The sequence below is a fragment of the Kiloniella majae genome, from assembly GCF_002118315.1.
In the GTDB taxonomy this organism is placed as follows: Bacteria; Pseudomonadota; Alphaproteobacteria; order Kiloniellales; family Kiloniellaceae; genus Kiloniella; species Kiloniella majae.
Genome location: NZ_MTSZ01000001.1, coordinates 1,282,257 through 1,300,000, shown reverse-complemented (window position 1 = coordinate 1,300,000; position 17,744 = coordinate 1,282,257). Strand labels below are relative to the sequence as shown.

General features: G+C 46.0%; 1 protein-coding gene. It reads left to right on the top strand.

Features of this window, described 5'->3' with window-relative positions:
• Positions 1-125 precede the first annotated feature (125 nt).
• On the top strand, positions 126-17,705 hold the full coding sequence (locus tag BKB51_RS06030; RefSeq protein ID WP_085900143.1) for a VCBS domain-containing protein: 17,580 nt from the start codon (positions 126-128) through the stop codon (positions 17,703-17,705).
• The last annotated feature ends 39 nt before the right edge of the window (positions 17,706-17,744 follow it).

Sequence of the window (17,744 nt, the reverse complement as noted above, 5' to 3'; positions counted from 1 at the left end):
AAAAATTTATATTTATTTGCGCTAGAATCTTTTTTTGATACAACCGAAGGGTCGAATATTTTCACTCATAAAAACTCGCTGTCGATTGGGTGGACTCAAACACATTTGCTCTTATTGGGGGAATTATGCCTACTGATTCTGTGACTCCAGAAAATTTTCCACTTATCGAAGGTGATGACACCGATAATACCTTAATTGGGACAGAGAATAATGACACGCTGTCGGGCAAAGGAGGCGCAGATAAACTTAGAGGACGCGGGGGTGATGATATCCTTGATGGTGGTGCCGGAAATGACACGCTATATGGGGGCGAGGTAGAGGGAACCAACGGCTATATTATCGGAGATATAGCTACTGGAGATTATGGCGCCACTACAAGCTTCACAAAAACCTCTAATGAGCCTGGAACTGTTTGGCCGGGAGGGAACGCCAAATCTGCTTCATCATATACTGGGGCTGTAAGTTTATCTTTTAAGGCATCTAGTGAAGGCATTTTTGATCAAGATCATAAAATTATTGGTTTATCGGCTAACCCTGGTAATTCAACAAGTGTCGATTTTGGGTTTTATCTGTTTCGGGATACAGGGCTTCAGCTTTATGTGAATGGCAGCTGGTTATGGCCCAATGGAAATCACACTACCTATGCCAGTGGCGATCTCTTAACTGTTGAACGAACTGCATCAGGTACGATTAACTTCTATAAGAATGGTGGTTTACTTGCGTCTTCATTCCTTGCACCAGAAACTCCACTTTATAGTGATCTATCCATTTCATACGCAGGCATTGGATTGCAAGAGGTTGAACTGAGTGATGCCACGGGCGAGGCACAACATGTCAAGTGGATTGGTGATGACACTGTTTCGACGTCACTGGCTGGTGGACTGAGTGTTCAATACAAAGACATTAATAATGATGGCATTGAAGATGCTTTGTTCAGTGATGCGAACGGGCTTGTTTCAGCGCGATTGGGCGATGGAAATGGTGGTTATGGGGGTGTCCATACTGTTACGTTAAATCTGGACGGTAACGATACTCTTAACGGTGGTTCGGGTGATGATTTACTCTTGGGCGGGGCCGGTAATGATACTCTAAGTGGTGGCGACGATAACGACATTCTGTCTGGTGGCGCTGAAAACGATACGATGGAAGGAGGCACAGGCAGCGATGTGTTCCTTATTGAACAGGCTTCTGGGCACGATACCATTACTGATTTTGTCGCAGGTGAAGCAACTGATGATGTTATTCGGTTTGTGGGGCTCAATTTTACTTCATTCGCAGATGTTATGTTGGTTGCTGAGCAAGTCGGTGCCGACACGGTAATCACAATTGATGAAGTGAGTTCTCTAACTCTGGTCGGTGTTACAAAAGCCAACCTGCATCCCGATGATTTTGAATTTTTTGATGCCAGTGGAAACCCTTATGTACAAGCTGGTACAGCCGAAGACGTGGTTACCGAGGATACTCTTGCGACAGGTTCTGGTAATGACCCCGCTTCCCCTGGGTTAACCTCATCTGTTGCAGGTATTGTACCAGTCCTCAGTGGTGTCGTGATCGTTTCTAGCTATGACGGGGCTTTCGGTGCGGCTACACAGACGGGTTTAAATTGGGCCGCAGATGACGGTAGCTGGTCGCTTACTCTTGATGCCAACGGTGCGTATAGCTTTGTGTTATCGGCAGCTCTTTCCCACAATGATGGGGCGACCGTGTATGATCTCGATCAGCTGCAATCATCATTTGGATATACTGTTCAGGGTGCTGGCAATCAGACTGACACAGGCAATCTAATTATAAAAGTGAACGATGATGGCCCTCAGGCTATCGATGATACCGTCCCCACTATTACAGAAGACAGCAGTGTGGTTGTTGATGTATTGGCCAATGATGTTACTGGCGCTGACGGGGTTGATCTCGCTACTGACGTCAAGCTTGTTACGGCGGCGAGTAAAGGAACTGTTGTCTATAACGCAGATGGTACCTTTACCTATACGACAAATGCCGGGGCTGAGGGTGCAGACAGTTTTAGCTATGAAATTACAGACGGTGACGGTGACACGTCAGTTGCAACTGTTAGTCTAACGATTGGGGCTGACAGCGTACCGACACTGGCCTCGGTCAATGGGATGGTGGATGAATCCGCCTTGTCTACGGGGACCAATTCCGCCAGTGATAGCGAAACAGCTTCAGGTGATTTTACTGTCACAACAGGTAACGATAGTCTAAACCTCTTTGAAATTCAGGATGCGCAGGGCAACTGGGTTAATGTCACTGCAGGTGGCAGTATTGCCGGCGCCCATGGAGAGGTTATTGTTAGCGTAAACGGTAGCGTTTACAGCTGGAGCTATACTCTGTCTTCTGCTGCAGATCATAGCACTTCTGCCCCTGTTGAAGATAACTTCTCTGTTCGTGTCACAGACAGTGACGGAGATCAGGCGACTGGTACACTCGATATTAGTATTACAGACGATGGGCCTGTTGCTTCTGATGATAGTGCTGTTGTTAATGAAGGCGCGGTGCTTTCCGTAACGGCAGCTTCTGGTGTGTTGATTAATGATCAACTAGGGGCCGATGGTGGTTCGGTTACAGCCGTTATTAATGGCAATGGTATACCCCTCGCGGCTAATATTGGTCAGGAAATTGAAACATCCTTTGGCTTTCTGACGCTGCATGCTGATGGTTCGTATGATTACACTGCGAAGGCTGGCATCACTGCGGATGGGCAAGATAGCTTTACCTATCAAATCACGGATGGTGATGGTGATAGCACAACTGCGACCCTTGTTCTGAGTGTGACAGATAGCATTCCTTCGCCAGTGGCAGAGGATGTTAATTTACTTGTTACAGAAGACAACCTTGCAAATGGTTCGGGTAATGATCCGGTCAGTAATACTGAAATCGCGTCGGGCCTTTTAAGCATTGCCAATGGCAACATTTCAAATAGCAGCTATAACGGCGCTCTGGGAGCTGCAACGCAGAATGGCCTGGATTGGACTGCGGATGATGGTAGCTGGGCATTTACGTTAGACAGCACTGGTAATTATGTTTTTACCCTGCTCAATGCCATGACGCATGCCTCTGCAGGGCAAAGCTTCTCCAATGATCAATTAATTGGTTCGTTTGGGTATGTTGTTGACGGCGACGGTGGACCATCAGCAAGCGGTACAATCTCGATCGCTGTTAACGATGACGGACCTGTGGCCAACGCAGATCATATCATTGCGAATGAAGGTGGTAGTCTGACGGTTTCTGCGGCAAGTGGTGTGCTGACCAATGATGTATTTGGTGCCGATGGAGGGAACACACTTACTGCTGTGGCTATCGGAAGCGGAACACCTCAGGCTATAAATATCGGTCAACCGCTAGAAACCCCATTTGGCTTCCTTACTCTTAACGCCGATGGGTCATATAATTACGTTGTTAAACCAGGCGTATCTGGTGATGGCGTTGATAGTTTCAGTTACCAAATCACAGATGGTGATGGTGATGTCTCAACAGCATCTGGAACGTTAAATATCGAGATTAATAAAGCCCCGATCCTAGATACGCTACCAGATGGTGTCGTTGCTCCTGTCAACTCTGGTATTGTTGTGAACCAAAGCTATGGTAACTATAGCTATGGCAATGATATTACCACGATGCCTGATGGGCGATTGCTTTCTGTTTGGACGATGAATAACAACGTGTTTGCGCGTTTCTATAGTCCAGAGGGACAGCCACAGGGTAGCCAATTTGAGCTGGATCATAAGCTTTCCAATTTCTTGAATAGTCCCTCTGTAACTGGGCTTGAAGATGGTGGTTTTGTGGTGACGTGGGTGAACCTGTTTTACATTATTGATGGAAACTTGTCCGGTATTACAGCACGCGCCTTTAATGCTGATGGTTCTCCGCGAGGGGATGAATTTACAGTTAATAATGTCCGCACAATTGGTGAGCATTATTCCCCCGTGACAACTGCGTTGGCCGATGGCGGGTATGTTATGACCTGGCACGATGATGACGCCTATATGCGCGTATTTAATGCCGATGGTTCAGCAAGAACAGATCAGACAACTGTCCATGAATTAGTTGTCGGCGGGCAAAGCAATACTGATGTTATTGGCTTGCCTGATGGTAATTTCATTGTTACCTGGACCAATAGTAGTGGGGCTCCTAATGGAACTGTTTCCAGCATTGGAGTTGAGGCTAGAATCTATACGCCAGATGGCCTGCCTTTAACTGATGTTTTCCAGCTAAATCAAGAGATTCAAGGTGTTCAGGATCACACTTCTATAACGGCTTTAGCTGACGGTAATTTTGTTGTTACATGGCACAGTAGTGACCCGGATGTTGATGGAAATGGTTTTGGAATCTCCGCCCGAATTTTCAACGCTGATGGTATGCCAGTAGGTAACGAATTTACCATAAATGAAGGTACCATTTTAAACGCAACAGATGGTCAGATTTACCCAGAAATTACATCCCTGACCAACGGAGGGTTTGTTGTTACCTGGGGTGTGGATACTGTATATGGAACAAATCTTGTAAAGAATTTAATGGCACGGGTTTTTGATGCAAACGGTCAGCCTTTGACGGGCGAGTTCGTTGTGACTTCAGATCCAAACATCGATAGTTCTGCGGTTGTGACGGGGCTTGAGAATGGGGGTTTTGCAATTTCCTGGCACTCAAAGATCCCGGGGCAAGTTATTAAGAATATTGTGACCAAGGTGTTTGACTTTGGATCTGAAGTTCGTGCCTACACAGAAGGTGACGATGCTGTTATGTTGGCGCCAAATTTGACGGTATCTGATGTTGATAGTGCGACCCTATCCGGAGTAACTGTTATCATTTCTAACGGATTTGTATCCGGAGAAGATGTTCTCTCTTGGACGACTTCTGCTCTTCCTGCTGGAGTAACAGCGACCTATAACGTAGCAACAGGCGTACTTAATTTCACAGGATTGGCAAGTCTTGCTGAGTATCAGGCTTTGCTTGGCACTGTTGGTTATAGCAACAATTCTATAGCACCGGATCAAAGCCAAAGAACTGTTTCTTTCCAGGTAACAGATAACCACGGAGCTGTTAGCAACGAGATTATCAAGCTTGTGAACGTCCATGAGATCCCTGATCCAGAAGCAAGAGATCTGGTTGATGTTGTCTCGGAAACACCTCTGGTTGATGGGGCAGGCAATGTTGTCTTTACCAGTACAGCTTCAGGAAAAGCTGTTGTTGAAAATGGTGTCATTGTTTCCAGCACCTATGATGGATCATTAGGTGCTGCAACACAGAATGACTTAGGATGGTTTGCAGATGACGGCAGCTGGTCTTTCACGCTAGATCGTCTTGGTGCTTATGAATTTACGATCCTGAAACCTGAATTGATCTCTGATACAGAGGCTTCGGGTGCTTTTGGCTATACTGTCGATAGCTTACACGGCCCGGCAGAGAGCGCTGTTATCACGATAACAGTGAATGATGCTGGTCCAACAGCCTATGCAGATAGTAATGCTGTTGTTGAGGGCGGAGCCGTTAATCTTTCGGCTCAATATGGCGTTCTCGCAAATGATGTTCCAGGAACAGGCAACGCAACTGTCACAGGTGTTGCGATCGGTTCGGATACACCACAAACAATTCATGTTGGACAGCCAATTGAAACAAGCCTGGGCTTTTTGATACTTAACGCTGATGGTTCTTATAGCTACACGGCAAAAACGGGTGTTGCAGCGGACAGTACAGATACTTTTACCTATCAGGTTACGTCGGCTAATGGTGATACTTCGACAGCAACACTTACTTTGAATGTTGTGGACGCGGACACGTCAAACGTTGCGCCTGTCTTGGGGGCTTTGGGGGATAATCTTGTTGTTCCAACCAGCCTTGAGTTTACGGTGAGTGACGGGAACGGGAATTACCTGTTAGCAAATGGTACCTCTATTACCAAACTTACAGATGGCAGTTTGGTTTCTGTTTATTCCTATAATGATAATGTGTACGCGCGTTTATACAATTCAGAAGGTGAAGCATTAGGAATTCCTTTTACGCTTGATCATCAACTTTCCAATAATCTCCATGGTCCTTCTGTTGCTGCGCTTGAGGATGGAGGTTTTGTTTCTACGTGGTATGCTCTTGGTGTGAATAGGGGTGTTAAAGTTCGCTCTTTTGATGCAGACGGTTCTCCGCGTGGAGATCAGAGTGATGTCAATATAACCTTTGCGAGCGAAGTTTATGCGCCGGTTGTAACTGGACTAGCTGATGGTGGTTATCTGGTAACCTGGCATGGCAGTCATGATGCTTTTGCTCGTGTATATAATGTCGATGGATCCCCCCGTACGACTGAATTCACGATGTATGATCTGCAGTTAGGCGGGCAGTACGATACAGATATTGTTGGTTTGGCAAATGGTAATTTTGTCATCACATGGGCAACCAACACAGGTGCTGCAAACGGAACTATATCAAGTGTTTTTGTTTCGGCCCGGGTATTCACAGCTGATGGACAGCCGCTTACAGACGAATTTCAGATCAATGAACAGATTGAAGGTACACAGGGACAACCTTCTATTACACAACTTCAAAACGGTAATTTTGTTGTTTCCTGGCAGAGCAATGATCCGGATGTTGATGGCAGTGATTACGGTATTTCAGGCCGAATTTATAATGTAGACGGTCAACCTTTAAGTAATGAGATAACACTGAACACTACAAATACTGACGGCAGTCAGTTGACGCCGGAGATTGTTGCTTTGACAAACGGTGGCTTTGTTTTGGTTTTTGGCTCTCCAAATGGTTTGTTTGCCCGTGTCTTTGATGCTGATGGGCAGGCGCTGACTGATGAATTCAAAGTAGATTCCAGAAATACCTATTTTAACAGTATGGATGTAACTGAACTGGATGATGGTGGCTTCGCTATCTCTTGGGTTGCAAAAGAAGGAAGCGGTGGGAACCCCGTATATCATGCTGTTACCCGTGTCTTTGATTTCGGTTCTGGTGTTCGTGCCTATACAGAAGGTGATGATGCTGTTCTACTCGCACCAAATTTGACTGCTGCCGATATTGATAGTGGTGTTCTGTCTGGTGCGACAGTTACGATTTCTGGTGGTTTTGTTGCCGGAGAGGATATCTTGTCATGGTCAAGTGGGGCATTACCTTCGGGTCTGTCTGCTGTTTATGATGCAGCCACAGGGGTGCTCACCTTCACAGGTGTTGCAAGCCTTGCTGAATATCAGGCTTTGCTAGGCACCGTCGGTTACAGCAACAGTTCTAATGTTCCGGATCTTGGTCAGCGCAGTGTTGCTTTCCAGATTAGGGATGATCACGGGGCAACAAGCAACGAAATCGTCAAAATTATAAACGTTGACGAAATTCCGGATCCAGTTACTGCCAATCTGGTAGATGTTGTCTCAGAAGCACCCCTGGTTGACGGGGCAGGCAATGTTGTCTTTACCAGTACAGCTTCAGGAAAAGCTGTTGTTGAAAATGGTGTCATTGTTTCCAGCACCTATGATGGATCATTAGGTGCTGCAACACAGAATGACTTAGGATGGTTTGCAGATGACGGCAGCTGGTCTTTCACGCTAGATCGTCTTGGAAATTATCAATTTACAATTCAGAAGCCTGAATTAATTGCTGATGCTGAAGGTTCTGCTGCTTTTGGTTATACTGTGGATAGCTTGCATGGTCCGTCAGAAAACGCTGTTATCACAATAACAGTGAATGATGCTGGTCCAACAGCTTATGCAGATAGTAATGCTGTCGTCGAGGGCGGAGCCGTTAACCTTTCGGCTCAATATGGCGTTCTGGCAAATGATGTTCCTGGAGCAGGTAATGCAACTGTCACAGGTGTTGCGATCGGAAACGGAAGCCCGCAAGCGATTAATGTTGGACAACCCATAGAGACCAGCCTTGGATTTCTGACGCTTCATGCAAACGGGTCCTATAGCTATACGGCTAAATCAGGAATTTCCTCTGATAGTATAGACACCTTTACCTATCAGATTACATCTGCAAATGGTGATGTTTCCACAGCAACGCTTACTCTGAATGTTGTTGATGCTGATACGCTAAACCCTGCACCTGTATTGGACGTGCTGGGGGATAATATTGTTGTTCCAACCAGCCTTGAATTTACGGTGAGTGATGTAGGTGGAAATCATCTGTTAGCCAACGGCACTTCTATTACCAGACTTTCAGATGGCAGTCTGGTTTCTGTTTATTCCTATAGCGATAATGTGTACGCCAGACTGTATACTGCTGAAGGAGAGGCATTAGGGGTTCCTTTTGTTCTTGATCATCAAATTTCCAATACTCTGCGTGCTCCTTCTGTTACTGCGCTTGAGGACGGAGGTTTTGCTTCTTCTTGGTATGCTCTTGGTGTGAATAGGGGTGTTAAAGTTCGGTCTTTTGATGCAGATGGTACGCCGCGTGGAGATCAGAGTGACGTTAATATAACCTTTAGCGAAGTTTACGCACCGATTGTAACTGGACTAGCTGATGGTGGTTATCTGGTGACCTGGCATGGTAATCAAGGTGCTTTTGTTCGCGTATATAATGTCGATGGATCCCCTCGTACGACTGAAATAACTTTACCAGGTAATGGAAATACCAGTGTTGTTGGACTTTCTGATGGTAGTTTTATTGCCAGTTGGACAACAGTTCTGGAAAGCGGTCCGTGGCTTGCAACCAATACAGCTGTAAATGCGCAAATCTTTAACTCAGATGGTCAACCACTGGGGGACATTCTTCAAGTAAATCAACAAACTGAAGATTTACAGGATTCTACTTCTGTAACCGCTCTTACAAACGGTAATTTTGTTATTTCCTGGCAAAGCAATGATCCGGATGTTGATGGTAGTGATTACGGTATTTCGGGGCGAATTTATAATGCTGATGGCCAAGCTTTAAGTAATGAGATAACGCTGAATACCACGAATATTGATGGTAATCAGTCAACACCGGAGATTGTCGCTTTAACGAACGGTGGCTTTGTTCTGGTTTTTGGTTCACCAAACGGTCTTTTTGCCCGTGTCTTTGATGCTGATGGGCAGGCGCTGACCGATGAATTCAAAGTAGATTCCAGAAATACGTACTTTAACAGTATAGATGTAACCGAACTGGATGATGGTGGTTTCGCTATCTCCTGGGTTGCAAAAGAAGGAAGCGGTGGTAACCCCGTATATCATGCTGTTACCCGTGTCTTTGATTTCGGTTCTGGTGTTCGTGCCTACGGCGAAGGGGATGATGCAGTTCTCCTCGCTCCTAATTTGACGGCTACGGATGCTGATAGTGATGTCCTGTCTGGTGCCTCAGTCGCGATTTCTGGCGGTTTTGTTGCTGGACAGGATATTCTTTCCTGGTCGAGCTCTATTCTGCCTGAGGGTGTGTCTGCTGTTTATGATGCAGCCACAGGGGTGCTCACTTTCACGGGCGTTGCCAGTCTTGCTGAATATCAGGCGATTTTAGGAACAGTTGGTTACGAAAATAGCTCTTCCTCACCAGATCTTGGTCAGCGCACTGTTGGCTTTAAAATCATTGATGATCATGGCGCGATGAGTAATGAAATCGTCAAGCTTGTGAATGTGTTTGATGAGACAGTTGCCACTGCAAGTAATCTAGCTCCTGTCATTGATCAGGCTGATAGCATCGGTTCCGTGATTGAAATTGTTGACGGTGCTGCTGGTGAGAATGCAACAACACACACGACTTCAGGTTCCATTGTGTTTGCTGATGCGGATACGTTGGATACCCATTCAATCAGCTCCACGCCTGATGCGTCGGGTTATCTCGGTAGCTTTACGCCTGTGTTTGATCAGGCCAGTAAGACGATCACTTGGGACTTCTCAGTCGATGATGCTTCCATTGATTATCTGGCGGCTGGTGAGGTTGTTACTCAGACATACACGGTGACCATTGATGACGGCAACGGCGGCACAGTTGATCAGGATGTGACGGTTACTATCACGGGGACCAATGATGCGCCGGTGATTACGGATAACTCTGTTCTCGAAACACAGGTGAATACGCATACACTAGATGATCAACATTCCGCTTCAGCGACCGCTCTTGCTAATGGCGGTTGGGTTATTTCCTGGACGAGTAAGAATCAAGATGGTTCTGGTTATGGCGTTTTTGGACAGGCTTATAATTCTGACGGCAGTAAACAAGGTGTTGAATTCCAGATAAACAGCTTTACCAACACAGACCAACTTCGTTCATCAATATCAGGATTGCCAGATGGTGGTTGGGTGGTGACCTGGGATAGCTTCAATCAGGATGGTGATAGTGGTGGCATCTTTGGCCAAGTCTATAACGCAGATGGTACAACGCGTGGTAATGAGTTCCAGGTAAATAGTCATACTTCTAGTTATCAGCTGTTCTCATCCGTAAGTGATTTGGTTGATGGCGGTTGGATTGTATCCTGGAACAGTTATACTCAGGATGGTTCTTACCATGGGGTTTATGCACAGGCCTATAATGCCGATGGTACACCACAAGGAACTGAATTCAGAGTAAACACGACGACCATTAATGGACAGTGGTATCCCTCTGTAACAGGGCTCTCTGATGGTGGCTGGGCCATCACATGGAGTAGTGAAGCACAAGACGGTTCACTGAACGGCATCTATGGTCAAGTGTATAACGCTGATGGATCTACACGTGGTTCCGAGTTCCAAATCAATAGCTACACAGATAGCCAACAATTGCATCCGTCAATTTCACCACTTTCTAGTGGAGGCTGGATTGTTACTTGGGAAAGTGATGGGCAGGATGGTTCATCTTATGGCGTATATGGACAAGTTTATAATGCTGATGGCTCCACGAAAGGGGCTGAGTTCCAGATAAACAGCTTTACGGATGGTGACCAATCACTCTCTTCTGTATCTGGGTTACTCGATGGTGGCTGGATCGTTACCTGGAGAAGCAATGGTCAGGATGGCGATGGCTGGGGTATCTATGGCCAAGCTTATAAAGCAGACGGCACGAAACAAGGGAATGAATTCCAGATTAATGATCATACTATTGGCAATCAGGCGAACCCGATTGTAACGACACTTGTTGATGGCGGCTGGGTTGTTACCTGGGATAGCAGTAATGGACAGGATGGTTCGGGTTGGGGAGTTTATTCCAAGACATATAATGCTGATGGAACCGTTCGTGCGCTTTATACCGAAGCCGGCTCGGATCTAGTTCTCTTTACTGACATTGATATTGCTGATGTAGATAGTTCTGACGATGTTGTTTCCGCGACGATTACAGTTACGGATTTTGTTGCAGGTGATCAGCTTGGATTAACAGCGGGCTATACGCTACCTGCTGGTATCACGCTGAATTACAACAGTGCGACAGGTGTACTCACACTCTCTGGTGCAGCAAGTGCGGCGGACTACGAAGCTGTGTTGGAACATATTGCCTACAGCTTTAGTGCCGGAAACCCCGATAGTGGTGATAGTACACCAACCCGGACTATTGAGCTGACCATTAATGATGGTCATGACAACAGCAATGTGATTACCAAAGTGATTAATGTTGTTGGCAATGACGCACCGGTTATCACAGGTGGTGATCACACGGGGGCCGTTGTTGAAATTGTTGACGGTGCTGTTGGTGAGAATGCAACAACACATACGGCGACTGGCTCTATTGTTTTTGCTGATGCGGATACGTTGGATACCCATTCAGTCAGCTTTGCGCCGGATGCTTCCGGTTATCTCGGTAGCTTTACGCCTGTGTTTGATCAGGCAACCAAGACGATCACGTGGGATTTCTCCATCGATGATGCCTCCATTGATTATCTAGCGGCTGGTGAGGTTGTTACTCAGACATACACGGTGACCATTGATGACGGCAACGGCGGCACAGTTGATCAGGATGTAACTGTGACAATCACAGGCACAAATGACGCGCCGGTGATTACGGATAATACGCCTGACTTTAATGGGGATTTATTGGTTAATACAACAACAGGAGAAGACCAAACTGTTCCTTCTGTTACTAATCTAACCGGCGACCGATGGATGGTTGTTTGGGATAGTAAAGATCAGAATGGAGAAAGCCACGGAGTTTATGGGCAAGTATATAATTCTGACGGTTCCAAACAGAATTCTGAATTTAAAATCAACAGTATTTCACCTGAAATTAGCACATTACCGAGTGTTGCTGGTTTAATTGATGGTGGTTGGGTTGTTGCATGGCGTGGTTATGGTCAGGATTCTCATAGTTCGGCTATATCCGCTCAGAGATTTAATTCAGATGGTTCTAAAAATGGAATACAGTTCCAGGTCAATACAAATGAGTATAACTGGCAGGGCGAGCCATCTATTACAGGTTTGCCTGATGGTGGTTGGGTTGTTACTTGGCAGAGTCATCATGTATCAAGTACTCACAACGCTGGAATTTACGGTCAAGCTTATAATGTCGATGGTACTAAACAAGGTGCAGAGTTTTGGGTGGAAAGCTACACTACGGATAGACAGGTGTGGTCTTCAGTCTCTGACCTCGATGATGGTGGTTGGGTCGTTACTTGGGAAAGTAATGGTCAAGACGGATCTTCATACGGGATTTATGGGCAAGCGTTTAATGCTGATGGTTCCAAGCAAAGTGCTGAATTCCAGATTAATAGTTTCACAAGCGGAAGCCAGGATAAACCTGCTGTATCAAACCTTATAAATGGTGGTTGGGTTGTTACGTGGAATAGTGACGGCCAAGATGGTTCCTCATATGGTGTTTATGGACAAGTTTTTAATGCTAATGGAACCAAACAAGGTGCTGAATTCCAGGTTAATAGCGGTAGCTCTTATGAACAAAATGTTTCGTCTGTTGCTGCTTTAAGTAACGGCGGTTGGGTTGTGGCATGGCAAAGTAATGCGTCAGATGGGGCAACATTTGATATCTATACTCAGATATATAATGCTAATGGCACAAGGCAAGGTATTGAATTCCAGGTTAATAATTATGTCGCTGAAAACCAGGGCTCCCCTTCTATTGTTGGGTTGGCTGATGGAGGTTTTGTTGTTACTTGGCAAAGCCAAAATCAAGATGGTTCGGGAGAAGGTATATACAGCAGAATTTTCAACGCAGATGGCACCGTAAGATTAGCTAATGCATATACTGAAGGTGATGCTGCGCTTACATTGTTTACTGATATCGACATTACAGATGTTGATACATCAGATGATGTAGTTTCCGCGACGATTACAGTTACAGATTTTGTTGCAGGTGATCAGCTTGGTTTGACAGCGAGCTATACGCTGCCTGTCGGTATTACACTGAACTACGAGAGCGCGACAGGCATGCTCACACTCTCTGGTGCAGCAAGTGCGGCGGACTACGAAACTGTGTTGGAAAACATAACCTTTAGCTCTGTTGGTGAAAGTGATGGGGCCACGGTAACTCGAACTATCGAGTTGAGTGTTAATGATGGTACTGACAACAGCAATATCATTACCAAAGTCATCAATGTGACCGGGACGAATGATAGTCCTGTAATTACCAGTGGTGATCAAACAGTAATGGTCACTGAAATTGCAGATGGTGTAGCAGGCGAGAATGCAACAACGCATGCAGCTTCCGGCTCAATTACTTTTGCGGATGCAGATATATCAGACATACATTCAATTAGTGTTACTCCGGATGTTTCCGGTTATCTCGGTAGCTTTACGCCAGTGTTTGATCAGGACAGTAAGACGATCACGTGGGATTTCTCCGTTGATGATGCGTCCATTGATTATCTGGGGGCAGGTGAAGTTGTTACCCAGACTTACACAGTCACCATTGATGATGGAAACGGCGGCACGGTTGATCAGGATGTAACTGTGACCATTACCGGCACCAACGATGCGCCAGTTCTGAGTGATTTGGGGAACGATGCATTTCAGGCCAGTGATATCTTTGTTGTTGATCAAAGTGGAACTGGACCACAATACTTCCCGGTTGTGGCCTCTTTTGCCAATGGGAACTTCATTTCTGTCTGGGATGGTTCCTCAAGTCTGGTTGGCCGTATTTTCAATAGTGATAATCAGCCGATTGGGGATCAGTTTCTTATTGCCTCTACTGTAAGCGGTATCATTCCAGAGGTTGAAACACTTGCCAGTGGTGGGTTTATTGTCACCTGGCGTTCATCAGGCGGCTTACGGGCGCGCATATTTGATGAAAATGCTCAAGGTATCGGCCCCGACTTTCTCGTTGCCAATACACCAGATGGCAACGAATGGGGTTCCTGGATTACAGAGCTACCAAACGGTAACATTGTGATCACTTGGGAAAATATTATGTCCACGCTTTACAGCCGGATATATGCGCCTGATGGTCAACCCGTGACAAACGAGTTTGTTGTTAACTCGTCCCAAAGTGGCACCCATCTGCAGCCATCATTGACGGTTCTGGATAACGGTGATTATATCGTTACCTGGACAAGTAACATTAGCAGTGGTGATGGTAGTGGTTTTGGCATCCTTGCACGTAAGTTCAGTTCCGATGGAACAGCGCAGGGGCCGGAATTTGTTATTAACAGTACGGTGGCAGGTAATCAGGTCGATCCAACGATTTCTACATTGGAAAATGGTAACTTTGTTGTCACCTGGACAGGGGGAGCCTCAACCTTTAATCAGCCCGGAAATACAATTGTCGGACGTCTGTTTGATAGTAATGGTCAAGCACTGGGAGATGATTTCACAATCCATAACGGCAGTGGCCAGCAGGATGTTGCTGTTAAGGCGCTTGTCGGTGGTGGTTTTGTCGTCACCTGGAATGACGGAGGGCAAATCAGTGCACGTATGTACAATGATGACGGAACGGCACAAGGCGACAGTTTTGTTGTTGATGCCAATCCGTCAAATAACAGTACGGCACCTTTTGTCACGGCACATGATGACGGCAGTTATACGATTATCTGGGGTGAATCTCCTGATGTTAAGGGCCGTACTTATGGCAAGGCAGCTTCAGAGTACATCGAAGGAGATGCTGCCCTACAGATCTTTAGTGACCTTGATATCTCTGATGTTGATATTGCTGATAATATTGTTTCGGCAACCTTTACCATTACAGACTTTGTTGCCGGTGATCAGCTTGGATTGACGACGGGCTATACGTTGCCTGCTGGTATCGCACTGAATTACAACAGTGCGACGGGTGTACTTACTCTCTCTGGAGCAGCAAGTGCAGCGGACTACGAAAGTGTTCTTGAAAATATAACTTTTAGTTCTGTAGGTGAAAGTCAGGGAACGACGGCGACGCGAACGATTGAATTGAGTGTTAATGATGGTACTGACAACAGTAATATCGTTACCAAAGTTATTAATGTCGTCGGAATGAATGACGATCTTGTGATCACAAGCGGCGAACAAACAGCTTTAATAACTGAAATTGCAGATGGTGTAGCAGGCGAGAATGCAACAACGCATGCAGCTTTCGGCTCAATTACTTTTGCGGATGCAGATATATCAGACATACATTCAATTAGTGTTACCCCGGATGTTTCCGGTTATCTCGGTAGCTTTACGCCTGTGTTTGATCAGGCAACTAAGACCATCACGTGGGATTTCTCCGTTGATGACGCATCCATTGATTATTTGGCAGCTGGTGAGGTTGTTACCCAGACTTACACAGTCACCATTGATGATGGAAACGGTGGCACGGTTGATCAGGATGTGACCGTCACGATTACAGGCACTAACGATGCGCCTGTTATATCAGAAAGTATTATTTCAGGTGGTGCAGAAGATATTCAGGTCAATAGCCATACAGCAGGAGAGCAATATAACTCTTCTGTTGCCGGGTTGCCAGATGGTGGCTGGGTTGTTGTTTGGGATAGTGATGGACAAAATGGTTTTGCTCATGGGGTTTATGGGCAAGTCTATAATGCAGATGGATCTGTTGAAGGCGCTGAATTCCAAATCCACACAATTGCACCGGGTTTCTGGGGCGCCCCTGTTGTGACAGGATTGATCGATGGTGGTTGGGTCGTGACCTGGCATACCTATGGTCAGGATGGAGCTAGTCTTGGTATAACAGCGCAGGCTTATCATGCCGATGGCACGACCCAGGGCGCACAGGTTCAAGTCAATGATTATGCTGCTTATTGGCAGGGTAATAATGCGATAACCGGATTGAGTGATGGTGGTTGGGTCATTACCTGGAACAGCTATCAGCAAGATGGCTCGAATAACGCGATTGTGGGTCAGGCCTATAACGCTGACGGAACAAAACAGGGCAGTGAATTTATAACCAATACCTATACAGCGGGAGATCAGCTTTACTCATCAGTTGCATCGCTAGCAGATGGTGGTTGGGTTGTTACGTGGCAAAGTAACGCTCAGGATGGTAATGGTCTTGGCATATTCGGACAGGCTTATAATGCTGATGGAACTGTCCAAGGTAATGAGTTCCAGGTAAATAGTTACACGTCTGCAGCTCAGCAAAACACTTCTGTCACAGGTCTTACTGATGGTGGTTGGATTGTTGTTTGGGATAGTAACGCTCAGGATGGATCCTCTCACGGTATTTATGCCCAAGCCTATAATGCAGATGGAACACCACAAGGATCTGAATTCCTGGTAAATACCTTCACCAATGACAGTCAGGCAACTCCAGATGTTACTGGTCTGAGTGATGGTGGCTGGGTCATTACGTGGCAAAGTCATGGTCAAGATGGTGGTGGTTACGGCGTGTACGCGCAGATGTATAATGCAGATGGATCATTGAGAGGGGGTGAATTTCAACTCAATGCCACGACAGCTGGGGATCAATTTGCACCTTCAATCAGCAGTCTTGCAGATGGTGGCTTTATCGTTACCTGGGAAAGTCAGGGTCAAGATGGATCAGGCCGAGGTATATTCTCGCAAGCCTATAATGCTGACGGTTCCGTACGAAGCATTACCCAATACACCGAAGGAGATGCTGCACTACAGATCTTTAGCGGCGTTGATATTACAGATGTTGATACATCAGATGATATCGTTTCAGCGACGATCACGGTCACAGACTTTGTTGCGGGTGATCAGCTTGGCTTGACAGCGGGCTATACGCTGCCTGTCGGTATTACGCTGAACTATAACAGTGCGACGGGCGTGCTCACACTCTCTGGTGCAGCAAGTGCAGCTGACTACGAAGCTGTGCTGGAGAACATTACTTATAGCAGTACATCGGACAATCCAGATCTCAATGGGGCAAATACAACACGCACAATTGAGTTAAGTGTCAGTGATGGCTCTGATGATAGTAATGTGATTACGCAAATCATTGATATTAAAGCCGTGAATGAAGTTATTATTGGTGATGACAATGCCAATACCTTAAGTGGAACATCGGATGGTGGTGCGTCGCTTTCTGGGTTGTTGGGAGATGATGTTCTTTATGGTGCTGCCGGTGACGATATTCTTCTTGGTGGCGGTGATGATGATCTATTGACCGGGTACGCCGGGGCCGATGTGCTCACAGGTGGCTCTGGATCAGATAGCTTTATATTTACAGATGCCAATTCGGTAGATCGGATTACAGACTTCAATCTTGCGGAAGGAGATGTGCTCAATATCTCAGACCTCATTGATTATAGTGATGGAACAGGAGACCTTATCAGCGATTATCTCTCGGTTGAAAGTGACGCAGATGGGGCAACAATCTCAATTTCATCGGATGGTGGAAACACCTACACCAATGTGGCTGTTCTTGATAACGTATCATCCGGAGATACCTTGAGGGTTATTCTGGACCAAGCCGAAGAAAACATTTTTGTTGTCTAAAAACGGTTAAATCAGGCGGGGGATACCATCCTGTTCACG